This is a genomic window from Serratia sp. PGPR-27 (assembly GCF_022678525.1).
In the GTDB taxonomy this organism is placed as follows: domain Bacteria; phylum Pseudomonadota; class Gammaproteobacteria; order Enterobacterales; family Enterobacteriaceae; genus Serratia; species Serratia nematodiphila.
Map to the genome: position 1 here is coordinate 1 of NZ_JALBYS010000042.1, position 22,866 is coordinate 22,866.

At 62.0% G+C, this 22,866-nt stretch carries 23 protein-coding genes; 2 read left to right on the forward strand and 21 right to left on the reverse strand.

Going from position 1 to position 22,866, the window contains the following annotated elements; genetic code table 11:
• Window positions 1–293 precede the first annotated feature (293 nt).
• The gene (locus tag MMS95_RS19855; RefSeq protein ID WP_004937650.1) at window positions 294–1,046 is read left to right on the forward strand and encodes a M48 family metallopeptidase; all 753 of its coding nucleotides are present in this window, start codon (window positions 294–296) and stop codon (window positions 1,044–1,046) included.
• Between the two features lie 42 nt (window positions 1,047–1,088).
• Here MMS95_RS19855 and MMS95_RS19860 read toward each other — a convergent pair whose 3' ends face one another.
• The 14 genes from MMS95_RS19860 to MMS95_RS19925 all read right to left on the reverse strand — a co-directional run bounded on the left by MMS95_RS19860 (window position 1,089) and on the right by MMS95_RS19925 (window position 14,059).
• On the reverse strand, window positions 1,089–2,729 hold the full coding sequence (locus MMS95_RS19860; protein WP_075686189.1) for a thiamine pyrophosphate-binding protein: 1,641 nt from the start codon (window positions 2,727–2,729) through the stop codon (window positions 1,089–1,091).
• 52 nt (window positions 2,730–2,781) lie between these two features.
• Complete coding sequence (locus MMS95_RS19865; protein ID WP_004937646.1) at window positions 2,782–4,251, reverse strand: aldehyde dehydrogenase; 1,470 nt, start codon at window positions 4,249–4,251, stop codon at window positions 2,782–2,784.
• Between the two features lie 16 nt (window positions 4,252–4,267).
• Window positions 4,268–5,062, reverse strand: a complete 795-nt coding sequence (locus tag MMS95_RS19870; protein ID WP_004937643.1) for an aspartate dehydrogenase — start codon at window positions 5,060–5,062, stop codon at window positions 4,268–4,270.
• Between the two features lie 15 nt (window positions 5,063–5,077).
• Window positions 5,078–5,872: an SDR family oxidoreductase gene (locus MMS95_RS19875; RefSeq protein WP_004937639.1), complete on the reverse strand. Its 795-nt coding sequence runs from the start codon at window positions 5,870–5,872 to the stop codon at window positions 5,078–5,080.
• Entirely contained in the window at window positions 5,869–6,687 is an 819-nt protein-coding gene (locus tag MMS95_RS19880; RefSeq protein WP_015379008.1) for an alpha/beta hydrolase, read from the reverse strand. Before MMS95_RS19880 ends, MMS95_RS19875 begins: the two co-directional genes overlap by 4 nt.
• Window positions 6,687–7,211, reverse strand: coding sequence for a cupin domain-containing protein (locus MMS95_RS19885; RefSeq protein ID WP_004937634.1), 525 nt, complete (start codon window positions 7,209–7,211; stop codon window positions 6,687–6,689). The genes MMS95_RS19880 and MMS95_RS19885 overlap by 1 nt, the downstream gene beginning before the upstream one ends.
• A 32-nt stretch (window positions 7,212–7,243) precedes the next feature.
• Entirely contained in the window at window positions 7,244–8,500 is a 1,257-nt protein-coding gene (locus MMS95_RS19890) for an MFS transporter (protein ID WP_015379009.1), read from the reverse strand.
• Between the two features lie 23 nt (window positions 8,501–8,523).
• Window positions 8,524–9,735 carry an FAD-dependent oxidoreductase gene (locus tag MMS95_RS19895; protein WP_197799366.1) on the reverse strand — a complete coding sequence of 404 codons (1,212 nt, stop codon included), beginning with the start codon at window positions 9,733–9,735 and terminating at the stop codon, window positions 8,524–8,526.
• Window positions 9,732–10,673, reverse strand: coding sequence for a VOC family protein (locus tag MMS95_RS19900; RefSeq protein WP_015379011.1), 942 nt, complete (start codon window positions 10,671–10,673; stop codon window positions 9,732–9,734). Before MMS95_RS19900 ends, MMS95_RS19895 begins: the two co-directional genes overlap by 4 nt.
• Before the next feature lie 109 nt (window positions 10,674–10,782).
• Entirely contained in the window at window positions 10,783–11,577 is a 795-nt protein-coding gene (locus MMS95_RS19905; RefSeq protein ID WP_004937625.1) for an IclR family transcriptional regulator, read from the reverse strand.
• 37 nt (window positions 11,578–11,614) lie between these two features.
• Window positions 11,615–12,370, reverse strand: coding sequence for an SDR family oxidoreductase (locus MMS95_RS19910; RefSeq protein WP_060429236.1), 756 nt, complete (start codon window positions 12,368–12,370; stop codon window positions 11,615–11,617).
• Window positions 12,367–13,410 carry an aromatic ring-hydroxylating dioxygenase subunit alpha gene (locus MMS95_RS19915; protein WP_033632121.1) on the reverse strand — a complete coding sequence of 348 codons (1,044 nt, stop codon included), beginning with the start codon at window positions 13,408–13,410 and terminating at the stop codon, window positions 12,367–12,369. Before MMS95_RS19915 ends, MMS95_RS19910 begins: the two co-directional genes overlap by 4 nt.
• A gap of 20 nt (window positions 13,411–13,430) precedes the next feature.
• Window positions 13,431–13,739 (reverse strand): recombinase-like helix-turn-helix domain-containing protein, encoded by a 309-nt coding sequence (locus MMS95_RS19920; protein WP_004937617.1) that lies wholly within the window; start codon window positions 13,737–13,739, stop codon window positions 13,431–13,433.
• Window positions 13,740–13,741: 2 nt separating this feature from the next.
• Window positions 13,742–14,059 (reverse strand): non-heme iron oxygenase ferredoxin subunit, encoded by a 318-nt coding sequence (locus tag MMS95_RS19925; protein WP_004937614.1) that lies wholly within the window; start codon window positions 14,057–14,059, stop codon window positions 13,742–13,744.
• 397 nt (window positions 14,060–14,456) lie between these two features.
• Between MMS95_RS19925 and MMS95_RS19930 the strand changes: the two genes are divergently transcribed.
• Window positions 14,457–15,698 carry an MFS transporter gene (locus tag MMS95_RS19930; protein WP_242142139.1) on the forward strand — a complete coding sequence of 414 codons (1,242 nt, stop codon included), beginning with the start codon at window positions 14,457–14,459 and terminating at the stop codon, window positions 15,696–15,698.
• 110 nt (window positions 15,699–15,808) lie between these two features.
• Here MMS95_RS19930 and MMS95_RS19935 read toward each other — a convergent pair whose 3' ends face one another.
• From MMS95_RS19935 to MMS95_RS19965, 7 genes are all read right to left on the reverse strand, one after another.
• On the reverse strand, window positions 15,809–15,961 hold the full coding sequence (locus MMS95_RS19935) for a Hok/Gef family protein (protein ID WP_166730375.1): 153 nt from the start codon (window positions 15,959–15,961) through the stop codon (window positions 15,809–15,811).
• Between the two features lie 336 nt (window positions 15,962–16,297).
• A complete protein-coding gene (gene speB / locus MMS95_RS19940) occupies window positions 16,298–17,218 on the reverse strand; it encodes an agmatinase (RefSeq protein ID WP_004937606.1) in 921 nt (306 codons plus the stop codon).
• Between the two features lie 284 nt (window positions 17,219–17,502).
• Window positions 17,503–18,006: a fimbrial protein gene (locus tag MMS95_RS19945; RefSeq protein ID WP_164123091.1), complete on the reverse strand. Its 504-nt coding sequence runs from the start codon at window positions 18,004–18,006 to the stop codon at window positions 17,503–17,505.
• A gap of 43 nt (window positions 18,007–18,049) precedes the next feature.
• Window positions 18,050–18,622, reverse strand: a complete 573-nt coding sequence (locus MMS95_RS19950; RefSeq protein WP_164123089.1) for a fimbrial protein — start codon at window positions 18,620–18,622, stop codon at window positions 18,050–18,052.
• Between the two features lie 11 nt (window positions 18,623–18,633).
• Window positions 18,634–19,554 carry a fimbrial protein gene (locus tag MMS95_RS19955; protein WP_080497845.1) on the reverse strand — a complete coding sequence of 307 codons (921 nt, stop codon included), beginning with the start codon at window positions 19,552–19,554 and terminating at the stop codon, window positions 18,634–18,636.
• A 10-nt stretch (window positions 19,555–19,564) separates the two neighbouring features.
• Window positions 19,565–22,093, reverse strand: a complete 2,529-nt coding sequence (locus MMS95_RS19960; RefSeq protein WP_242142141.1) for a fimbria/pilus outer membrane usher protein — start codon at window positions 22,091–22,093, stop codon at window positions 19,565–19,567.
• Between the two features lie 47 nt (window positions 22,094–22,140).
• Window positions 22,141–22,815, reverse strand: coding sequence for a molecular chaperone (locus MMS95_RS19965; protein WP_099982592.1), 675 nt, complete (start codon window positions 22,813–22,815; stop codon window positions 22,141–22,143).
• Window positions 22,816–22,866: the final 51 nt, after the last annotated feature.

Sequence of the window (22,866 nt, forward strand, 5' to 3'; positions counted from 1 at the left end):
CGGCGTCCATGCTGAGTGCGCGGATAGCGTTGGCAAGCTCTTTACGAGAGGACATGTTTTACTCCAGGTCGGATAAAAAAAGCAGTCAAGTTCCCTATTTTCTCAGACTCCACATCACAACGGCAATCCCTAATGCCAAATGAGAGCGAGTTCACCACTTATTAGCACGATTGGTCGCTTTTTCGGAATAACACTATTCTCGCTCCGGCTGGCGTACACTAGGCTCTTGCGACAAGATTTCCTCCAGGCAAAATGACTCTTTTACCTTGTTACCTTCACAGGAAGATGGCGTTATGAAAATTCGTACCTCTTTGATTGCGTTGGGCATTGCCACCCTGGCAACCGGCTGTCAAAACCTGAATACCGAAACCCTGATGCAGTCCGGCGCGCAGGCGTTCCAGGCGGCGACCCTGAGCAACAACGACGTTAAGGCCCTGAGTGATAAATCCTGCGCCGAGATGGACAGCAAGGCACAAATCGCGCCGGCCGACAGCACCTATGCCAAGCGCCTCAACAAAATCGCGGCGGCGCTGGGCGACAACATCAACGGCACCCCGGCCAACTACAAGGTCTACGTGACCAAAGACGTCAACGCCTGGGCGATGGCCAACGGCTGCATTCGCGTCTACAGCGGCCTGATGGACATCATGAACGACAACGAAGTGGAAGGCGTGTTGGGCCACGAAATGGGCCACGTGGCGCTGGGCCACACCCGTAAAGCGATGCAGGTGGCTTACGGCACCGTGGCGCTGCGCACCGCGGCGTCCTCCGCCGGCGGCGTCATCGGCTCGCTGTCACAGTCGCAGCTGGCGGACATCGGCGAGAAGCTGGTCAGCGCCCAGTTCTCGCAGAAGCAGGAAAGCGAAGCGGATGATTACTCGTTCGATCTGCTGAAAAAACGCGGCATCGATCCGAACGGCCTGGCCACCAGCTTCGAAAAACTGGCCCAAATGGAAGCCGGTCGTCAGAGCAGCATGTTCGACGATCACCCGTCTTCCCAAGCGCGCGCACAGCACATTCGCGATCGCATCGCGGCAGAGAAATAACCACGAGAACGCCCGGCAATCGCCGGGCGTTTTTTTATCGTCTCAATACAGCGTTTTCTGCGGCGGCCCGGCGAAGGTCAGCGGCCCGACCTGCTTCATGTCCACCTCGACCACCGACGGCCCCGGGTAATTGATCGCCTCGGCCAGCACGCCGTTGAACTGCGACGCCGCGTCCACCTTCCAGGCTTTCAACCCCATCGCTTCGGCGATCTGGGTAAAGGCCGGCGTATGCAGCTCGTTGTAATACTGGCGCCCGGCGAAATACTTGTCCTGAATGCCACGCATTACGCCATAACCGCCATCGTTCATGATCAGCAGAGTGATGTTCACCTGTTCCTGCGCCATGGTCGCCAGTTCCCCCAGGCCCAGCGCCAAACCGCCATCGCCCACCAGCCCCACCACCTTGCGCTGCGGGTTGGCAATCGCGGTGCCGATCGCCATCGGCAGCCCCATGCCGATAGCGCCGGCCAGCGAGTGAATGTTGCACAGCGGCGAGATCGCGCGGAACAAACGGCTGCCCCAGACGCTGCCGGAAACGGTGATATCGCGCACCAGCAATCCGTCCTGCGGCAGTGCGGCGTCGATGGCGTCATTGAGTTTGGCGTATTCACCGGACTGCTGGCGCAGCGCGCTCTCCGCCTGCTGCACCGCCCCCGCGATTTCGGCATCCCACTCGGCGTTGACCTTTTCGCCGGGGGCCAACCGCGCCGCCAGCGCCGCCAGCAGCGCCGCGCAGTCGCCGTTGATCTGCTCATCGGCCAGGTAGTTGCGGTTGGCCGCCGCCGGATCGATGTCAATCTGCACCAGCGGGCGCGGCAGCGGCAGCGTCCAGGTACGGGTTTCATTACTGCGCAGGCGCGAACCGGCCACCAGCGTCAGATCGCACTGCGTCAGGATCGCCTCGATGCTCGGTGAGTTATGGAACGCCCGCAGGCTGCGCGGATGGCTGTCCGGCAGAATGCCGCGCCCGTGGGTGCTGGAGATCACCGCCACGCCGGCGTCCGCCAGCTTGCGCACCGCGTCGCCGCAGGCCAAGGCGCCGCCGCCCAACCACAGCAGCGGACGCTTGGCCTGTTTCAGCCGCTGATGCAGCCGTTCCACCGCCGCATCGTCCGCCTTCGGCAGCGGCGCCGGCGCCAACGGTTCGGCCAGCACAGAGCGGGACACCAGGCTGCTTTGAATATCGATCGGGATCTCGACCGCCACCGGGCCGCAGGGCACGGTTTGCGCGTCCAGGATCGCTCGCTGGATCACCGCCACCGCCTGCTCCGGCGAATTGACACGGTAAGCGCGCTTGGAGCAGGCGCGCAGGAAGCCGAGCTGATCGCGGGTTTCATGAATAAAACCGGCGTCGGCGTCCAGATAGGCTTTTTCCACCTGGCCGGTGATATGCAACAGCGGCGTGTTGGCGTTGAGCGCCTCAATCATCGCCCCCACCGCGTTGCCTGCGCCGGCGCCGGTGCTGGTCAACGCCACGCCCAGGCCGGAGAAGCGCCCGTGCGCGTCGGCCATGGTGACCGCCCCCGCTTCGCCGCGCGCCGGCACGAAGCGAATTTTATCGCGCTGCCCCACCGCATCGGCGATCGGCAGATTATGAATCGAAATGATGCCGTACATCGCCGACACCGCGTACTGTTCCAGAGTCCGGGCTATCGCCTCGCCAACCGTGATTTTATCGCTCATCATCTGCCTTCTTAGGGTAATCGTTATTAGGGTTATGCGTAGAGGTGTCGGCCTAGTCGCTCCAGCGGTTCACCTGATGGCTCAGCGCCAGATACACGCTTTTCTGCTGCATGTAGGCCTTGATGCCGTTCAGGCCCTTTTCGCGGCCCAACCCGCTCTCCTTGAAACCGCCGAACGGCGTGGAAATCGAGAACGTTTTGTAGGTATTGACCCAGACGGTGCCGGTTTCCAGCCGCTCCGCCAGCGCCATCGCGCGAGGGAAGTCGCGGCTCCAGATACCGGCCGCCAGGCCATACACCGAGTCGTTGGCCTGTTCGATCAGCTGTTGCTCGTCGTCGAACGGCAGCGCCACCAGCACCGGGCCGAAGATCTCTTCCTGGCACACGCGGGCGTCGTTGTTCAAGCCTTCAATAATGGTCGGCAGGTAATAGCTGCCGCTCGCCAGTTGCGGATCGGCCGGCGCTTCGCCGCCGATGACCACCCGGCCGCCCTCCTGCCGCGCCAGCGCCACGTAGTCCGCCACGCTTTGCCGATGTTTGGCGCTGATCAGCGGGCCAAGATGCACGCCCGGCACCAGCGGGTTGCCGATGCGCAATCCCGCGCTCAGTTCGGTCAAGCGCGCCAGCAGCGGCTGATACAGCGAACGGTGTACGAACAGGCGCGAGCCGGCGATGCACGCCTGGCCGGCGGAGCTGAAAATGCCGTAGCAGATGCCGCGCGCCGCCTGTTCCAGATCGGCGTCCTCCAGCACGATGGTCGGCGATTTGCCCCCCAGCTCCAGCGAGGTGGGGATCAGCTTATCGGCGGCGATATGCGCCAAATGGCGCCCGGTGCTGGTCCCGCCGGTAAAGGAAATCTTCTTCACCAGCGGATGGCGCGCCAACGCCTCGCCGATCACCGAACCTTTGCCCGGCAACACGCTGAGCAGCCCGGCCGGCAGTCCCGCCTGTTCGAACAGCTCGGCCAGCTTCAGCGCCATCAGCGGCGTGGCCTCGGCCGGTTTGAGCACCACCGCGTTGCCCGCCGCCAGCGCCGGCGCCACCTTCTGCATTTCGCTGGCGATCGGTGAGTTCCACGGCGTAATGGCGGCGATCACTCCCATCGGTTGATACTGGCTGAGGGTCATCACCTCGGCGCTGCGCGGGGTCGGCAGCTCGCCTTCCAACACCTCGCAGGCGGCGGCGAAATAGCGCGCGGTCGCCGCCGCGCTGGCCACCAGGCCGCGGGTTTCCGCCAGCGGTTTGCCGTTGTCGCGAGTCTGTAGCTCGGCCAGCTGTTCCTGCTGCGCCAGGATCAGGTTGCTGACGCGGTAGAGAATCGAGGCGCGTTGGTGCGGCACCAGTCCGCGCCACTCCGGCGCGCGCCAGGCGCGTTCCGCCGCTTCCACCGCCTCGTTCACGTCCTCGACGTTAGCGGCGCGCAGCCGCGCGTTGACGCTGCCATCGGCCGGGAATACCGAAGCCATCTCTTCGCCACGCCCTTCACGCCAGCGCCCGGCGACAAAAATATTCAATCGTTCCATGCTCCGCTCCTGCCGTTCAGGCAATAAAACCGCCGTCCACCAGACGGCGGCAGGCTTGTACCGCGCTCAGCGCCGCCAGGGTTGATGTTTTGGGATTGCTCGCCAGCGGGTTACCGCTCAGCTCAATGTGAAACTCGCCAAAGTCGCCGCACACCTGCAGGCGATGGGTATTGCGCCGGGTGGCGGGATCGACCTGCAGGCGCACCCGGGTGGCGTCCATCCCCAGACCGTTGAGCGCAATAGTGGCCGCCACGTTGGCATTGGCCGGGAACAAACGCGCCGCTTCGCGCGCCGAGCCTTCAAAAAATACCTGCGCCTCGCGCACCGCATCGAGGTCGATCAGTTGCTCCGCCGGGCTGCCGCGCCAGCTGGCCGGGCTCTTGCTGGCCTGATAGGTCACGCTCTCCAACCCGCCTTCACGCGCCGACGCCAGCCCGTCCATCCCCGCCACCGCGCCGGACAGCACGATCAGTTGCCCGTGATGGCTGCGGCAAACCTGCTGCAGCCGCTGTTGCAATGCGGCGTCCGCCAGCGCGCCGGTCGAGATCACCGCCAGCGGCCAACCGCGCTGCAGCACCGCCTCGCCAAACTCCGCCACCGCCTGCTGGCTGGCGCACTCCAGCACCAAATCCGGCCGCTGCGAACACTGCTCCGGATGGGTCAGCGCCTGCACCCGCCCGCCAAAGGCCTCGGCGATCGCCGCATGATGAGCTGCGCGCGCCAGGATCCAGCCGACCTCCACGCCTTCAGGCAAACGGGCGATCACTTCCTTCGCCATCGCGCCATAGCCAATCATCATGATCTTCTTCATCTTTTTCGGCCCCTGTTACACATGACGGTTAAAGCCGCCGGAAACGTCCAGCGCCGCGCCGGTGGTAAAGGAAGCCAGCGGTGAAGCGAGGAACAGCAGCGCCTGCGCCGGCTCCTGCGGCTTGCCGAGGCGCTTCATCGGGATGCCGCGGCGTTCGGCGATCGCCGCCGTCCACTGCTCCCAGCTTTGATCTTTATCGCTGCGATCGTCGAAACGGCGGCGCCACTGGCCCGACTCCACCATCCCCAGCAAGATCGAGTTAACGCGAATGCCTTTGCCCACCAACTCTTTCGACAGCGTCAGCGTCATGTTGAGCAGCGCGGCACGCGCCGCCGAGGTGGCGATCATGTGTTCTTCCGGCTGCAGCGCCAGCAGCGAGTTGACGCAGGTGATAGACGCGATCGCCGATCGTTCCAGCGCCGGTAAGAACGCCTGCACCGGGTTGATCACGCCGAACAGCTTCAGCTCGGCCTCATGCAGCCAGGCCTCGCGCGGCGTCTGGTCAAAATGGGCGACGAAGCCCTGACCGGCGTTGTTGATCAGCAGATCCACGCCGCCGAAATGCGCCGTCACCTGAGCGGCGAACTGCGCCACCTGCTGCGCGTCCAGTACGTCACAGCGCAGCGCCAGGATATCCGCCTGCGGGAAGTCCGCGCGCAGGCTGGCTGCTGCGCCGGCCAGTTTGTCCGGATCGCGGCCGCAGAACGCCACTTTCGCCCCTTCGGCCAGCAGCAGCTTCAGGGTTTCGAAACCGATGCCCGACGAGCCGCCGGTCACCACCGCCACCCGATCCTCAAGCTGAAAATTCATCGTTGGATTGCTCCCGTAAAGTCCCGCAGATAGCGGTTGAAACACGCCGGCGCATCGAGGTAGCTGGCATGACCGGCGGCGGCGATCAGACGCAGCGCCGCGTCCTGTTCACCCGCCAGCTCGGCCGCCTTCTCCGGTGGCGTAATGCGATCCTGTTCGCCGCACCACACCTCCAGCGGGCCGCGATAGCGCGCCAGATAGCGGCCGATATCATCGTTAGCCAGCATCCAGGCGGCACTCAGAAAACCGTCGGGATCGAGCTGCTGCATGCCGTTGCGCACCCAGGCGATATCCTGCGGATCCGCCCCTTCACGCAGCAAGGCCGCCGCCCGCTGCTCGCCGTAGCCCACCGGCCCCAGCGTCTCTATCATCTGCTGGCGCTGGCCGTACACCTGCCGACGCTTTTCCTCCGGCGCCGTGGCATAGCCCTGCGCCGGATCCGCCAACACCAGCCCGCACAGCCCATCCGGATAGCCGGCGGCATAGGCGCTGCCGATCAGCGCCCCCAGCGAATGGCCGACGATCAGCGGCTGCACCAGCTGCAGCTCATCAATCAGCGCCGCCAACGCCGCCGCATAACCGGCGGCATCGGCCTGCGGATCCGCCAACGGCAGGCTGCCGCCGTAGCCCGGCGCGTCCCATGCCACCAGACGGTGGCCGTCCGTCAGGCCGTTATCGTTGAACTGCTTGATCCACGAGGCGGATCCGGAGCTGATGCCATGCAGCAACACCACCGGCCGCCCCTGCCCGGCCTCGCGCCAGCTAAGGGTGTACGCCCCGCAGCGCGCCCGTTGGCGTTGCGCCAGGCCGTTCATCAGTTGCGCTTCACTTTGGACAGCGGGTGATCCGCCGGATAGGTCGGGATCTCCGGCTTGGCGGTGCCGAGCATCACGCACATCAGCGCCTCTTCCTCGCCGTGGTTGAACAGGCCGCGATACACCCCCGCCGGCACCGAGATCAGATCGCGCTCTTTCAGCCTGGTTTCGTAATACTCTTCGCCATCCTGAATCATCAGCGTGATGCTGCCTTTCAGCATGAAGAACACTTCTTCCACGTCATCATGCAGGTGCAGCGGGCCCTCGCACTTCGAAGGCAGCACCATGGTGGAGAAGGTGAAGTTGCCTGCCGGAATGGTGTTGGCATCGCTGGCCACGCCGGTGGCGCCGGTGCCGATGTAGCGCATCTGCGCACGGCGGTATTTCGGGTCGAAGTCGGCCTGGAATTTCAGCGCGTTCCAGTCATATTTGCGGCCCTCGAAACGGGCGATGCGCGACTCCACCCAGTTTTCCATCGACAGATCCTGCGGCTTGACGCCGGCTTTGTTCTCAACCTGAGACATGTTGTCACTCCTCTGTTGAATCGATTGATTAATCAGTACTTTCTCAGCAACGGCAGCAGAATGAGGCAGCCGACGAACGCCATCACCACCAGGAACAGCAGGCCGTTATCCATATTGCCGGTGGCGGCGATCAGCGCCCCCATCAGCACCGGCGCCAGCGCACCGGCAAAATTGCCCAATCCGTTGAAGATGCCGCCGGCGGTGGCGCTCACCTTGCTGCTGGTGGCCTTCGCCAACAGCGCGAAAATATTCGGCGCGCCGGCGCCCCACATAAAGGTGCTGAAGGCCATGGCGGCGATCACGCTGTAGGTGCCCTGCAGGTGCAACACCACCGCCAGACCGAGGCCGGCGCCGCACAGCGACAGGAAGCAGGCCAGCGCGCGGCGATCCAGCTTGTCCGACAGCCAGGCGCCCAGCACTTCGCCGAGCAGCATGGCGATGAACGGCAGCGAAGAGAGGTAACCGGCATGTTCCAGATGAATGCCTTTGCCCTTGATCAGATAGCTCGGCAGCCAGCCGTTCATGCCCCACAGGTAGGTCAGGAAGGCGATGTTGAACAGGCAAATCATCCAGAAATGCGGGCTGCGCAGCAGCTCGCGGCGATGCTGTTTGCGTTCGGACACCGCCGGTTTGGCCGCCGCCGCCGGACGCGCGACGTTCAGGTGGCGCATGCCGAACAGCACCAGCAACATCACCGGCAGCGTCAGAAACGCCATAAAGAAGAAGGTGGCCTGCCAGTCAAAGGTATTGAGGATGTACAGGGTGACCGGGAAGCCGAGCGCGGCCCCCAGCGGCGTGCCGAGCAACCACAGCATGGTGGCGCGCGCCTGCAGCTGCGGCGGGAAGGCCTGACGAATAATGGCGTAGGCCATCGGCAGCAGCGGCCCTTCGGCAATGCCGAGCAGAATGCGCAGCGTCATCATGGCATGATAGGAACGCACCAGCCCCATCAACACCATCAGCACGCCCCACACCACCATCATGCCAATCAATACCTTGACCGGATTAAGCCGATCGCCGATGCCGCTGAGCAGCATGGAGGAAATGCCGTAGGAGAACAGAAACGCGCTCATCAGCAAGCCCAGCCGCGCCGGGTCAAAACCGATGCCCAACGCCTGCTGAAACTCGGCGTCGGAAAACAGCGCCGCGATGCTGATCTTGTCGAAAAACGCCAGCAGCACGCAGGCAAACAGCGCGATCGGCACCGACCAGCGCACCCGCTGCTGCGGATTTTCGGCAACGGTTTCCCCCGCCCGTCCAGCGCGGGCGTCAATGTCTTGCGTAGTCATAAAACGCTCCCGAGGTTCGGGCGTTATTTCAACGCCATCAAAGAAAACTCCGCATCCGCCAGTTGCTGCGGATCCAGCACCCGGCCACTCGCCAACCAACGCTTGCCGAGCTTGATGGTGCGCGCGTCGTTGAACGCCACCATCTGCACCAGCTGCCGATCGGCGTTCAGCGTGAAGAACACCTGCGACTGCGGCGTGCGGCGCACCACATGGTGCACACCGCCGCTCGGCACGCCGAGGATCTGGATATTGACGTCATATTGATCCGACCACAGCCAGGCCACGTCGTCATACGGGGCGGCGAAGGCGTCGAGCATCGCGCAGGCGGTGCTGATGGCCTGATTTTGCGCGTAGGCCCAGGACTGCAGGCACAGGCCAAGCGTCGGGTGACGCGCCACATCGCCCGCGGCGAAGATCGCCGGATGGCTGGTGCGCCCCTGGCCGTCGACCACAATGCCGGACTCGATCGCCAGCCCGGCGCTGCGCGCCAGTTCGAGATTCAGCTCGACGCCGATCCCCACCACTACCAGATCGAAGGTTTGCGGATCGCTGGCTTCACTGCCGATCCAGGCGGCGCCATCGCGATCTTCCAGCGAGATCTCGCCGCAGCCGCACAGCACCGTGACGCCCTGCCGGCGATGCAGTTCGAGCAACGCCTGTGAGACATCGGCGCCGACGCTGCGCATGCACAGCGCAGGCTGGCGTTCAAACACCGTCACCTCGGCGCCGAGACGCCGCGCGGAAGCGGCGATCTCCAGCCCGATCCAACCGCCGCCGACGATAGCCAGGCGACGGCAGCCCTGCAGCCCCTGCCGCAACCGGGCCGCATCGTCCCAGGAACGCAGCGTCATCACGCGCGGGTGCTGCGCCCAGGCGGCGCTCGGCAAACGCGGCCGCCCGCCGGTGGCGATCAGCAACTGCTCGAACTGCAGCCGTTGCCCGTCGCTGAGCGTAACGATTTGCTGTTCAGCGTCGATGGACTCGGCGCGCAGCGGGCGGCGCCAGTCGATATTCAGCTCCGCCACCGTCTGTTCGCTGAACAGCCGGCTGAGGGGCGCCGCGGCATCCAGCAGCGCCGCTTTCGACAGCGGCGGCCGCTCGTAAAAATCGTAGGGTTCGTCGCTGACAACCGTCAGCCGGCCGCTGTAGCCCCGGTCGCGCAGCGTCTTGGCCGCCCAACCGCCGGCCTGGCCGCCGCCGACGATGACGATGCCCGCCTGCTCCGGCCGGTTCATAACGCCTCCGCCTTTTTATGCTGGCGGCGCGTGTCGTGATCGATGCCGCCCTCTACTGCCCATTCGGTGAAGGAGACCAGCGAATGTTCCAGCTCGCGCGGCTGCCAGTTTTCCGTCAGATAATCGTCGTTGGTGTAGTACTCGAACGCGCCGCCGGTCGGGCTGTTGACGTACCAGAAATAGGCCGAGGAGATCGGGTGACGGCCGGGGCCGATAAAGGTGCTCCACTGCTCTTTGTTCATGGCAATGCCGCCGCCGATCACTTCGTGGATATCGCGCACGGTGAACGCCACGTGGTTCAGGCCGCGTGGGCGGTTCGGCAGCTTCAGCAGGAACAGGTTATGGTGGCCGCCGCGCGCCTGGGTGCGCAGGAAGACGGCGCGATCGATATAGCGATCGGAAACCTGGAAATCCAACAGCTCGCGGTAGAAACGCTCGGTCGCCGCCAGATCTTCAACGAAGAACACCACGTGGCCAATGTTGATCGGCTGCGCCTGCGAATAGACCGGGCTGGGTTGATCGATGCGGCGCACGTCGCCCCATTGGTTGATCGGCGTGACCGGCACCTCGACCGCCTGCTGGCGGCTGACGACGAAGCGCAGCGTCATGCCGTTGGGATCGAGGCACTCCAGCTCTTCTCCCACCTGGCGGAAGCCGGGCATCAGCGCCAAACGCGGCTGCAGGCGCGCCAGATCGGCGGGCGAGGCCACGCCCCAGGTCATGCGGCGCAGGGTGGAACCGCCTTCAAACGCCGCAGGCAGCGCCGCGCTTTGCAGCGGATGCAGGACAACCCGCGCCCCGCTCAGGGTAGTGAATTCGCGCAGCGCTTCGCCCCAATGTTGCGTGGCGGGCTGCAGGCCGAAGTCTTGCATGAATTTTTCGCAGGTTGGCAGATCTTCGACGCCAAATTCCAGTTTTTCGATTCCGATTACGCTCATTGTTCAGCCTCACGTTCTCGCTGCATACGGTTTTCAGGCATGAGTGAACCCCGGCCCCTGTTTGCTACGGGCCTTGTCCCTGCCTGAGTAAAAGAGTCGGTCCTGTCGGTTAGCCGACGTTGGCCTGCGGCGGCGCGCCGAGGAAGCCGGAAATTTTCTCCGCCGCGTCGCGCACTTCCATGCGCAGCCGCTCGCGATCCGCTTTCGGGATCTCATCGGACGGCACCATGATGCTGACCACCGCCTCGACCCGCTGCTCGCGGTTGAAGATCGGGTAGACGATCGAGGAGATGCCGTGGCGGAAGAACGATTCGCCGATCACATAGCCGCGCGCCTTGTCTTGCTGCACCATCTGCCACAGCGTTTCGCGATCCGCCGGGGTGCCCGGCGCATTGCCCGGCAGCTGCGCGTCTGGATACAGTTGTTCGAACTCGCTGCGAGTCGCGCTGGTCAACAACATGCGGCCGAGCGAGGTTTGGTGCACCGGCAAGCGGGTGCCGACGCTGACCTGATTGATCTGCGAACCGGCGGCGCTGACGCGGGCGATATAGATCACGTCACGCCCGTCGCGGATCGCCAGATGGCTGCTGCACTGGCTGCGATCGCGCAACTGCTCGATCACCGGCTGGCCGGCCTGCGCCACGTCCAGCGACGCGATATATTCGAAGCCGAGGCGCAGCACCTTGATGCCGAGCGCAAAGGTGTTGGTGCGCGGATTGCGCTCCAGAAAGCCCAGGTGTTCGAGCGTCTGCACCACGCGATAAGCGGTGGCCTTCGGCATATCGACCAGGCGATGCAACTCGGCGAAAGTCATCTCCTTATGCTGCTCGCCAAACGCCAGCAGCAACTGCAACCCGCGATCCAGCCCCGGGATCAGATATTTACATGCTTGCTCGTCCGCCATCTCTCGCTCCTGCGCTGTGCGCCTGCCCTGCGGGCCGTCAGTTGAATACGAAGCCGCCGTTGACCGGCAGCAGTTGACCGGTGACGAAATCCGCCAGCGGCGACAGCAGATAAAGCACCGTACCGTTCACATCGTCCGGGTGCTGCGCCCCGGCCAACGCGCGCCCCTGCTCGTACAGCTGGTGGCGCTCGGCGGGGACATACTCGGTAGCTTCCACCCGCGTCAGGCCCGGCGCGATGGCGTTGACGCAGATGCCCTGCGGACCCAGCTCACGCGCCATCGATCGGGTCATCGCGATCAGCGCGCCTTTGCTGGCAACATAGGCCATCAGGCGCGGCGCGCCCCACAGCGCGGTGTCCGACGCCACGTTGACGATCTTGGCGTGCGGGTTGCGCGCCAGCAGCGGCACCGCCGCCTGGCTCACCAGCCAGGTGCCGCGCACGTTGACCTGCATTACCCGATCCCACAGATCGATGTCGTATTCCATCATGGTTTTACCGCCGACGCCGGTCGCCAGCGCCGCGTTGTTCACCAGGCCGTCGATCCCGCCGCCGGCGGCGATCTTCTCGAACGCCGAACGGATCGAATCCGGTGACGCCAGATCGATGGTTTGCGTTTCCACCTGAGCACCCTGCTCGCGCAGCGCGGCACCGCTCGCCGCCAGCTCATCCGCCAAAATGTCGCACATCACCACCTGCGCGCCGGCAGCGGCGATGGCGGCGGCGAAGCTGTAGCCCAGGCCGCGCGCCGCGCCGGTGACCACGATGCGTTTACCGTTCAGCAGGCCGTTCACTGCGCCGCCTCCCGCTCGCGCAGCGTCGCCAGCTGTTTTTGCGCCTCTTTCTGCATCAGGCGGCGCAGGCGAGAAAGACCGACGTCGTGCTGGTACAGATATTCGCGGCCGCGGGCGTTAGGCGCCATGTTCTCAAGCACGATGCGATCCTGCTCGAGCACGTCCCAATGCAACGATTCCAGACGATTGCGGTACATGAAGCGCCACATGTCGCGCTGCCAGTCCTTGACCTTACGAATGCGCCAGAAGAATACCCGGCAGTGATCCTTGTCCTCCGGCACCACCATGCCGATGATCCAGAAGTGACCGCCCGGCCCGAAGCGCTTCTTGTACGGGATCGACAGGCGCATCCAATACGCGCCGCTGTTGCCGAATTCCACCCAGTCGAAGTTGACGCCGATCTGGCCGTTTTTCTTGAAGATGAAACCGCTGTCGGTCGGCTCCAGCGCCATGTCCGCCTTGCGATCACCTTCCGCCATCGAGTGTGAAGAGGAGTGCAGGTAGGTGCCGTGCATCGGATCCATCACGTTTTCCAGGGCGTACTGGTAGTTGCAGTTCCAGCTGGCGGTGCACAGAAAATGACTGTACGACGCTTCGTCCGCCAGCTCTTGCGGGAAAGTCAGCTCCGCCGGCGCTTCATCCGCCGTCACGCCGAAATAGAGGAACACCGCGCCATAGGCTTCTTTGGCCGGGTAAGATCGCAGGCATTTTTGCCCCACCAGCGGGCAGCGATCCACCGCCGGCACGTCTTTCACCGTCCCGTCGCCGCCGACTTCCACCCCGTGATACCAACAGGCGATGCGATCGCCGAGGTTCCACCCCATGGAAAGCCGCGCGCCACGGTGCGGGCAGCGGTCTTCCAGCGCGTGGATCTGGCCTTCAGCGTCGCGCCACACCACGATTTGCTGCTCCAGGCGGGTGATGCCGACCGGGTTGTTGCCCACTTCCCAGCTGGCCAGCACCGGATACCACATGCCGCGCAGCCCCTGGTCAAGATAGTCCTGCAAGCTCTGTTCGGAGGATGTTGTGTTTGCTGTCATTGTCTTCTCCCGGGTGTCGCTCAGAAACCGTTAACGTGAAGGAATTCGCGGAACGTCGCCTCATTCCACGGCTGGCCGCTGCGATCGAACAGACGACGCTGATTCAACGCGCTGACGATCTGCTCCAGCTCTTCCGCCCCCTGATCGAAGATCGTTTCCAGCGCCGCCACCAGGGCGGTTTCGAAGCCGTCTGGCACCCGGGCACGGTTTTGCCAGATGACATTGCGGAACTGGCCCGGCTGATGGATTTGACCGTTGCCGCCTTCGCGGGCCGGCGTCACCTGTTGGGTGTCCGGCAGCCAGGGATTGAAATCGGTGATGTGCTGCATGATTACTCCTCCGCGATAAAGGTGATCTGGATTTGGTTGTCGACCACCCGGGTGGGATAGGTTTGCAGATCGCGGCCGCCCGGCTCGCGCAGGCACTGGCCGGTACGCACGTCAAACAGCGCTTCGTGCAGCGGGCACTCAACCTTGCCGTCGTCTACAAACCCCTGGCTGAGCAAGGCATAAGCATGCGGGCAGACGTCTTCCAGCGCGTAGTAGTTACCGTCGAGCAGGTACACCCCGATCTCCTTTCCTTCCACTTTGCCGGAGAAAGGAAAATCTTCTTTCACCTGAGACACTTCGCACACATTCTTCCAGCTCATTGCTTTTATCCTCTATCTGATTGTTTCATATATGAAACTCAGTTTCTTATTTAATACAGCCACTATAAGTCTGGCGAAACTTTCGTCAAGCGAGCGGAACGGCAAATGTTAATGAAAGGTTGTTTAAAAATGACAAATGCGGGAAAGATCACGAAATCATGCACCGATATGAAAAACCTATGTCAGTTGTGCGCTCCCTCGCTAATTTATGGCAAAAAATGCGTTGATCCCGGCGGCGCATTGCGCGTAAAAGTGTTTTCTCTCTGTCTTTTACACCCTATTTGATAACAATAAATTTACATCAATCAGCCCCATCCCCGCGTTTGCGCCAAATGGCATCCTCGGGTGAGTTTACTGCTGCCTGAATTCGTCAACCGCTCGCACTGAGGAACGCGCCGTGCAACAACGTCAACGCTGGTTTGGGGTGATCGCCCTGCTGTTTCTGATCGTTATCGCCTATGCGGATCGGGTTAATATCGCCGTGATGTTGGTCAATCCCGACTTCCTGCAACACTTTCAACTCGGCGGTGACCGCGCTCACCAGGGCACGCTGATGACGGTGTTTTTACTCGGTTACGGCCTGTCCGCCATGTTGCTGACGCCGTTTCTGGAAACGCTGATGGGTTACCGCCGCGCGCTGACGCTGAGCGTGGTGCTGTGGGCGCTGCTCACCGCCGCCTCGCCGCTGGCGGGATCGCTGCTGTTGCTGTGCGTGGTGCGCGCGCTGCTTGGCGTCAGCGAAGGGCCGCTGTTCTCGCTGAAAACCATGTACATCAGCGATCATTTCACCGCCGACGAGCGTGGCAAGCCCAACGCGGTCAGCGCGCTGGGCGTCTCGTTGGGGCTGGTGCTCGGCTTTCCGCTGGTGAGTTTTCTGATGGCGCACTTCGGCTGGGCGATGTCGTTTCACCTGCTGGCGCTGCTCAACCTGCTGCTGGGCCTGGCGCTGGTGCGGTTGTTCGTTCATCCGCTCGCCTTATCTTCATCTTCACGCCCCGCCGATCCGCAACCGGTGCTAAGCCGCGTCTGGCACACCTTTGCGCTGGCCTGGTGCACGCCGATGCTCGGCTGGATCCTGCTGATCGAGATCGCCACGCTCAGTTACCTGTGGGGCTCCAGCGCCTGGCTGCCGGCTTACCTGACCGATGAAAAGGGGTTCTCCATCAAGCAAATGGGCTGGATGGCCGCGCTGCCTTTCATCGTCAGCATCGCCTCCAAATACCTCGGCGGCGCGTTGCTCGATCGCATCCGTCCTTATCAGGCGCCGCTGATCTTCGTCTTTGGCGGCGCGGCGACCGCACTGTGCATCTATGGCGTAATGAACAGCCATCAGCTTGGCTGGATCGCCTTCTTCCTGCTGGCGGCCAATGCCTGTTGGGGCGCGCAGGGCGCGGCGATCCCCACGCTGCTGCAGCATTATGCGCGGCCGGAGGCGGTCGGCAGCGCCTATGGGCTGATTAACGGCATCGGTAATCTATTCTCGGCGTTCGTGCCGATGGCGATGGGCATGGTGATGGCCAGCCAGGGCAAGGTGTCCTCGGGCTTTGCGGTGCTGATTGCCTCACAGCTGCTGACGCTGCTGGCGGGCGGCGCGCTGTTTAGCCGTATGTTGCTGGCGCGACAGGTTAAACGGGCATAAACCCGTTTCTCTCTCCTCTGTGACGAGAAACCGAATGCTGTGAGTGGGTGCTCAGGGATCTGGACGCCACCAACCAGCAGACGGGGGACATCCCCCGTCGCCAGGTTGCCTTACCGTTCGGATTCGTAAGCCAAAATGGCCGCAACCTCCGTAGTGCCCGATCGGATACGCAGCTCACACAGCGTGCTGCGGGTTATCCATGCCAGTGATATTACCGTGGCACAAATAACCACCAATTTTAACAGGCCCCGTTTGTTCGGCATCATGCCTTCTTCTCCTTGCCTCGCAGCGGGTAAGAGGCTAACTTAACGTTGCTGGCGTTAGAGTAGGCCTCGGGTTGATGAATATCGACTCGGGGCTTTTCTCTTTGTACCTTTCACGCAGGCTCCAGATACAAAGATCCAGAGCACCCGCGCGCAGTATATTCATCCTCTCCATTGTCGCGGTTCCTTTTTACTGGCTCAGTTTCATTTCTGCGCAGGCTTGCGCAAAGGCGTTGCAACAGACTGAAAATCGCCGCGCGGATGGCGACAAACGAAATAAAAAAAAGCGGCCCCCATACGATGGGAGCCGCTTTTTCAGCGAGGCGTGGCCCGGCGTCACGCGTGTTTCTTGGCCGCCTGCAGGTACAGCATCTCCAGACCCAACGTCGCCGCAGCCAGCGCAGTGATCTCGGACTGGTCATAAGCCGGCGCCACTTCCACTACGTCCATGCCGACGATGTTCAGCGACTGCATGCCGCGCACCAGTTTCAGCGCGCGATCGGAGGTCAGCCCGCCGATCACCGGCGTGCCGGTGCCCGGTGCGAACGCCGGATCCAGACAGTCGATGTCGAAGGTCAGGTATACCGGCATATCGCCGACGATGCCTTTGATCTGCGTCAGCAGGTCGTCCACGCTGCGATCGTTCACCTGCGCGGCGTCCAGTACGGTAAAGCCGTTGTCATGATCGAACTCGGTGCGAATGCCGATCTGCACCGAGTGATGTGGATCGATCAGGCCTTCGTTCGGCGCATGATAGAACATGGTGCCGTGGTCGAACTTGCTGCCGTTGGCGTAGGTATCGGTATGGGCATCGAAGTGCACCAGCGCCAGCTTGCCGAAATGCTTGGCGTGCGCACGCAGCAGCGGCAGAGTGACGAAGTGGTCGCCGCCGAACGAGAGCATGCGCTTACCTGCCTTCAGCAGTTTCTCCGCGTGCGCCTGCAGCTTGTCGCTCATGTCCTGCGCATCGCCGAAGTTGAACACGATGTCGCCGCAGTCAACCACATTCAGGCGATCGCGCAGATCGAAGCTCCACGGCCAACGATTGCCTTCCCAGGCCAGGTTGGTGGACACCTGACGGATAGCCGCCGGGCCATGACGGCCGCCGGCGCGGCCGGAGGTCGCCATGTCAAACGGAATGCCGGTGATGACCCACTCTGCATCGCTGTCGTAAGGCATGAAGTTCAGCGGAAAGCGCAGGAAACCAAAGGCGTTGGACACTAATGAATTATCGGACTGATGGCCTAAGGTGCTCATAGTAAACCCTCGTAGTTCAACAAGTTGCCGGGCGCAGACGCCGGGCCGTTACAAAAAAAAATCCCTCCCGCGTCGTTAGCCCGACGAGAAAGGGATTTATTCGATGTGTGTTTCGGTGCTACCGATACGGCAGATTATGGCCGCATTTTGTTCGTGCTTCAAGGGGGGTATGATGCACGCAGGTTGCGCGGCCATATCAATCGTATTTTCCCCGGCTGATGAAGCTAATCATGTCCTACCGCCTAAAAAGCCAGCAATTAGAGGAAAGAACACACACCTACAAATTATTTATAGGTAACGCTAAACTGAATGGTGGCATTAGCCTTTCCAGGTGTAATAGGTGGGGAGTAAGTTTTGTAACGAGCATATAATCGCCCTAGCACCGTATAATCCGACATGTACTTCGATTTGTTAGGATAGAAAAAATAATAGTCATCATCTCTATAATAGTTGCTAATCTGCAAACCCAAACCTTGCGCACCACCAGATAATTTATCTAATTCATATATCCCTGGTGCAGGCTCATCACCATCAAAAGTTATATAAATAGCAGTTCCTTTCACACAAGAGAATTCGATATCAAATGATACCCAATCACTAGTCGCACCAATACGATTCAGTCTAGCCAAATCAACATCCCCCAACGGCACGGATAGAGTTTTTGAATCGAGACTACAGCTTGGCTTGACCACCTCTGCGCTCAAGTGCAGATTGCCATCGCTGGCCTGAGTATTAAACATGGAAATGAATAAAACACATCCTGAAAAATAAAAAAATATTCTTTTCATAGAAAACCCTTATCTTTTTTGATGCAAAAATCTGAGGGAAAACTCAGGGATAAACAATACTAAACTGCACATCGGCTGTAGCAATGCCATAACCTACAGGCTCATCTTTATTAATAATCGAATAACCGGCGTAAAATCCCCATCTGCCTATTTTGTTCTCGCTACCAGGCCCACTTGATTGCAAATCATACGTTTCTGTCAATCCATTAGGCTCAATAAGATAACCATATCCCCCTGCATCAGGATAGGTACCGATCAGAAACCCAACATTCTTGGCTGCACCAGGCGCACCACTATTATTAGGTGCAAAAACTCTGTCCCACTCACCTGTTTCACCCGGCCGGGCATCGGTCCCTTCAAATCGCACTTTCACCTGAGAGGTGCTTGCCGGGCAATCCCGCAGTACAATATCGAAAGACCAGCTTCCCCCCCACCTCCCCCCACGTCCATCTATCATTCCTAGATTCACAGTCTGGTTTTTAGAGCCGGTATCCAATACACAGGCATTCTCCAACACTCTGCCAGTCACATTAATACTCCCATCCGCCGCCTGCAGCGGCGGTGCCAGCATGGCGGCGCCGAGCAGCGTCAGGGGCAGTGCTATTTTTCTCATCATTATCTTTGTCCTTATTGATAGGTGAGGCTAAAGGTTGCTACCGCGTTGGCCTCGCCGGCGGCGATCTGCGGTTGCGTTTGGTAATAACGGGCGCTGAACGGGTAGCTGCGCAGGCCCTGTAAGGCCGTTTCCAGCGGCAGCCGTTCGCCCAGCGTCAGCGGCACGCCGCGGTAGAGCAACTGCACCCCGACGCCGCGCGCGCTGGCCTGCGCATCGGGGTTAACCAGCGCCAACACGCCGGGCAGGTCATCCTCTGCAGCGATGCCATCGAACTGAATATTGACCCGGGCGCCGGCATCGCAGGCCAGATCCAGCAAGAACGGCTGTTCGCCGCGCGTGCTGCCCACGCCGCGAAAATCGCTGCGCGCCACCTCGCCCAACGCCACCGTGCGGTGGCGGCCGCCCTGCAGCTCACAGGCCAGCCGGGTGATGGCAACCGGCTTTTGCAAGGCGATATCCAGCACCGGCTGGCCGTTGAGCGTGCGGCGGGCCAGGGTTTCCGTCGCCAACACGCCGGAGGCCAGCGGCCCGGTCACCACCAGCCGCAGGCTGATTTGCCGTTTTCCGGCGGCAAGGGCGCCGCTCGCCGGCCAACCCTCGCTGAAGGCGGCGTCGGTATCCAGCGCATAACCCAGCCCGCTGATCGTGGTGCCGTAGACCGCGCTGTTGCCGCTTTTCAACCCGCTATCGCTGCCCAACAGGTTGAGACGTGCGTCTTCCGCTCCCGCACAGGGCGCCAGCGACGCGGCTTGCTGCACCTGGCGCGTGCCCTGCCACACCACGCTGCCAACCGGCAGATCGCGTTGCAACGTCTGCGCCGGAATGTCGAACAGCAGCCGTTCCGGGTTGCCGGCCGGCGGACATTCCGCTCCCCAGGCGCCGCCCGCCGCCCACAGCCCGCACAGGCCGAGCATCCATACTCCCGCTTTCATCCTTTGCTCCTTAACGACACTCTGCCGCTATCTCTGGGATCTCCGGGCCGGCCGTTTCCGGCAGGCTGTAGACGACCTGGCATTGCTGGTCCGGTTGTTTGCCCCACTGCACGTGCAGCATGCCGTTGGCCGGCATGCCGGCCAGGAACAGCTGCCCGCCGTCGCCGACAATGCTGCCGTCACCGCCTGCGCCCGTCAGCCTGGCAATCGCACCGAACGGCACCGGCCGGCCATCGGCGCGCGTCAGCGTCATCATCATCCGTGCGCCTACCTTGGTTTGATAATCCGCCAGCACCACCGCGCCACGGGTTGGGATCACCGTCTGGCTGGTCAGCCCCAGCTCCACGTTGTCCGCCAGGGTGGTCGGATCCAGCGTGATCGCATTCTGGCGATAGGCAGAGAGATAAGGCACCACCGCATAGCCGCGGCTATCGGTTTTCACCCCCACCTGATTCACCACGCTGACCCCGCCGGCACCCGGCGCGCGTACCAGCGCCACCGTATCGTTAAGCGGTTGCGACAGCGTCACCCCGCCGGCATGCAGCAACACCCCGCCCTGAATGTCGTAATTCAGCCGCTGGCGCTGCCCATCGTGGCTCAGCCCGGCGCCAAGCAACGCCTTACTGCCGCGATAGCCCAGCGCCAGATTGCCGTTCTCGCCCTCCCCTTGATTGCCATAGCCGCCGGTCAGCCCCCAGTTCAGGTTATCGCCTTCCAGCGCGGTGCCGTTCAGCCCCAGCGTCTGCAACGTTTTGCCGTTGTTGCTATTGCTGATGCCGTAACCGGCCCAGGTGTTGTGTGCCCACAGGTTCAGTGGAATGCTGACATTCAGCGCCACGACGCGATCGGTCTGGGCCTGATAACTCTGGTTCTGGCTGTAGTTAAGGCCATAACTCACTCCTTTGATGCTGCCGTTGTAGCCCAGGCTGACGGACTGGCGCTTGCCTTGTTCTCCCCAGCGCCGATCTTCCGCCAGGCTCAGGAACAGCGAGCCTGGCAGCGGCCCCAACCCCTGCTGCAGCGACAGTTCTTTACGGCTGCGGGTAGCGCTGTTGCCTGTGCTTTCGCGAGATTGCATCGCCTGTTGCAACGTGGTGTAGCCCTCACTGGCATGGCGATAACCGGCCATGCTCAGCTGGGTGCCGGTGAGCGGGAAGCTTTTTTCATAGCGCAGACGCCACATTTTGCCCTGCCGATCGTCCCTCTGAACGGCCTCTTCCGGCCGCCGGGCCCAGCTTTGCGTCATATCCAGCGACAACGCGCCGGCGCGGCCCAGGTTTTGCCCCACGCCCAGCGCCAGCGAACGGTAACGATTGGCCCATTGGCCACCGCCATACAGCGTGGCGCCGAGCGGCAGGCCGTAGATCAGCGTGCCCTGCATAAACTTCTCGTCATCGGCGCTCGCGTCCTGCGCACGGTATTGCCCGGCGGCCAGGCCGTAGCTGAGCCGCCCTTCGCGCTGCAGCACCGGCAGCGAAGCAAACGGCACCAGCAGGCGCTGTTCCGTACCGTCGCTTTCTTTGATGATGACATCCAGATCGCCGCTGCCGGAGACCGCATACAGATCGCTGATTTCAAAGGCGCCCGGCGGCACATAGCGCTGATCGACCACCACGCCGTTCTGGCGAATGATCACCTCCGCGTTGCTTTTGGCGATGCCGCGCACCACCGGCGAGTAGCCGCGCAGGCTGTCCGGGTACATCTCCTCCACCGAGACCAGCTGTACGCCGCGCAGCGGCAGCGAATCGAAGATATCGCCCGGCGTGGTGGCATCGCCCAGCGTCAACAGCCCGTTCAGCGGGGTGATGTCTCGCTGTACATAGCTGTTCAACGTGCGCCAGTGCGCCTCTCCCTGGCCGTTCCGGTTCCACACGCCGTCATGCCGCAACCGCCAGGCGCCCCAGTTAGCGCCATTGCGCAGATTGACGAAATAGCTGCTTTCATTGCCGCCCCCATGCCGGCTGCGATCGTGCGCCCCACGCAGGGTATAGTTGCTCAGCAACGCCGGAATGCCGCTGTCCCACTGCTCTGGCGGCACATAGCCGCGCGCCTGGCGTTTTAACGCCGCTTGCGGGATGCTCAGCTTCAACTGCTGTTGCTCGAACAGCAGTTCCGTTCTGGCGCCGGGAATGGCCTGCGGCAGATTGATGCATGCCTCGGAGGGCTGCAGCGCGGGAAAGGCGGCCAGATCCACGCCAAAGCCCTTCAGGTCCTCCCATTTCAGGCAAGGAGCCAGACGCTCTTTGCCCTGCTCATCCGGCTGCAGAGAAAAGGCCAGCGTACGGGTATCCAGCCGCTGCTCGTTGAGGAACAGATCAACGCGATACTCTCCCGGCGGCTGCTTATCCTCATCAGAGAACAACGCCAGATCCACTTCAGTTTGCGGCGTATTGCCTATCTGCAATAAAGCAGAGCTAAAACGGTATTCCGCCTGCGCCACGCCGCTGTACATCAGCAGGCCGGCAAGTTGCCAGGCCAACGGCGTCAGCCGATATTCGCCGCGCCGCCCAGATTGGCGACGCGCTGTTTTGCTGTTCATGTTCCACATCCCTGTTCACACCGCCCCCCTGGTTATCAACCGCGCCATCACAACGCTTGTTGGTGCTGCGCACTCAGGCCGCCGTAGTCGTTGATCACCTGCCAGCTCACCTGTTTGCCGGTGGCTGAAGGCGGCAGGGTATAGGCCAGCGTGGCGAACGGCGCCACCATCTGTGGTTCCTTGATTTTTTCACCGGCGACCGAGACCGTGGAGAAACTCAGGTAGTAGGGGGAATCATTGGTCGCTTTCAGCGTATTGCCGCTGCGCTCCCAGCGTACTTTGCTCGCCGCTTCTTCCGGTGAGCCGGCCAGCGACGCCGGGCGATAGAACAGTTTGATGCGGGTGCGCACCGCGATTTGCAGATGGTTGCCCTTGCCTTCCGCCTCCGGCGGCACGGTCTTGACGCTGAACCAGAATACCGACTCGCGATCTTCCGGCAGCGCCTGAGCGGTTTTCACCACCCGCAGCGTATTCTCTTTGCCGCCATTCAAACGAAACAGCGGCGGCGTGACCAGGAATGGTGCCTTGACGTTGCCTTCCAGATCGGCGTTGACCCACGATTGCACCAGATAAGGAATATCGTCCGGATTTTTCACCGTGATGGTCGCTTCTTTCTTGCCGCCGGGGTACACCAGCCGGGTGCCGCCGATCACCACACCGGCAGCGGCCTGAAAACTGTTGATTAACAGTGCGGCACAAAGTGCCAAATAGACGGCCTTCATTTTATCCATTCCCTTGATGTTATTTTTTTAATCAGCGCTGAGGAATAACGA

Excerpts from the sequence above, each read along its gene's own strand:
- MMS95_RS19855 (WP_004937650.1), top strand. The coding sequence starts at position 294 with ATGAAAATTCGTACCTCTTTGATTGCGTTGGGCATTGCCACCCTGGCA.
- MMS95_RS19935 (WP_166730375.1), bottom strand. The coding sequence starts at position 15,961 with ATGCCGAACAAACGGGGCCTGTTAAAATTGGTGGTTATTTGTGCCACG.
- MMS95_RS19870 (WP_004937643.1), bottom strand. The coding sequence starts at position 5,062 with ATGAAGAAGATCATGATGATTGGCTATGGCGCGATGGCGAAGGAAGTG.
- MMS95_RS19890 (WP_015379009.1), bottom strand. The coding sequence starts at position 8,500 with ATGACTACGCAAGACATTGACGCCCGCGCTGGACGGGCGGGGGAAACC.
- speB (WP_004937606.1), bottom strand. The coding sequence starts at position 17,218 with ATGAGCACCTTAGGCCATCAGTCCGATAATTCATTAGTGTCCAACGCC.
- MMS95_RS19950 (WP_164123089.1), bottom strand. The coding sequence starts at position 18,622 with ATGATGAGAAAAATAGCACTGCCCCTGACGCTGCTCGGCGCCGCCATG.
- MMS95_RS19965 (WP_099982592.1), bottom strand. The coding sequence starts at position 22,815 with ATGAAGGCCGTCTATTTGGCACTTTGTGCCGCACTGTTAATCAACAGT.
- MMS95_RS19955 (WP_080497845.1), bottom strand. The coding sequence starts at position 19,554 with ATGAAAGCGGGAGTATGGATGCTCGGCCTGTGCGGGCTGTGGGCGGCG.
- MMS95_RS19875 (WP_004937639.1), bottom strand. The coding sequence starts at position 5,872 with ATGAATTTTCAGCTTGAGGATCGGGTGGCGGTGGTGACCGGCGGCTCG.
- MMS95_RS19865 (WP_004937646.1), bottom strand. The coding sequence starts at position 4,251 with ATGGAACGATTGAATATTTTTGTCGCCGGGCGCTGGCGTGAAGGGCGT.
- MMS95_RS19860 (WP_075686189.1), bottom strand. The coding sequence starts at position 2,729 with ATGAGCGATAAAATCACGGTTGGCGAGGCGATAGCCCGGACTCTGGAA.
- MMS95_RS19905 (WP_004937625.1), bottom strand. The coding sequence starts at position 11,577 with ATGGCGGACGAGCAAGCATGTAAATATCTGATCCCGGGGCTGGATCGC.
- MMS95_RS19920 (WP_004937617.1), bottom strand. The coding sequence starts at position 13,739 with ATGCAGCACATCACCGATTTCAATCCCTGGCTGCCGGACACCCAACAG.
- MMS95_RS19945 (WP_164123091.1), bottom strand. The coding sequence starts at position 18,006 with ATGAAAAGAATATTTTTTTATTTTTCAGGATGTGTTTTATTCATTTCC.
- MMS95_RS19885 (WP_004937634.1), bottom strand. The coding sequence starts at position 7,211 with ATGTCTCAGGTTGAGAACAAAGCCGGCGTCAAGCCGCAGGATCTGTCG.
- MMS95_RS19895 (WP_197799366.1), bottom strand. The coding sequence starts at position 9,735 with ATGAACCGGCCGGAGCAGGCGGGCATCGTCATCGTCGGCGGCGGCCAG.
- MMS95_RS19915 (WP_033632121.1), bottom strand. The coding sequence starts at position 13,410 with ATGACAGCAAACACAACATCCTCCGAACAGAGCTTGCAGGACTATCTT.
- MMS95_RS19880 (WP_015379008.1), bottom strand. The coding sequence starts at position 6,687 with ATGAACGGCCTGGCGCAACGCCAACGGGCGCGCTGCGGGGCGTACACC.
- MMS95_RS19900 (WP_015379011.1), bottom strand. The coding sequence starts at position 10,673 with ATGAGCGTAATCGGAATCGAAAAACTGGAATTTGGCGTCGAAGATCTG.
- MMS95_RS19960 (WP_242142141.1), bottom strand. The coding sequence starts at position 22,093 with ATGAACAGCAAAACAGCGCGTCGCCAATCTGGGCGGCGCGGCGAATAT.
- MMS95_RS19925 (WP_004937614.1), bottom strand. The coding sequence starts at position 14,059 with ATGAGCTGGAAGAATGTGTGCGAAGTGTCTCAGGTGAAAGAAGATTTT.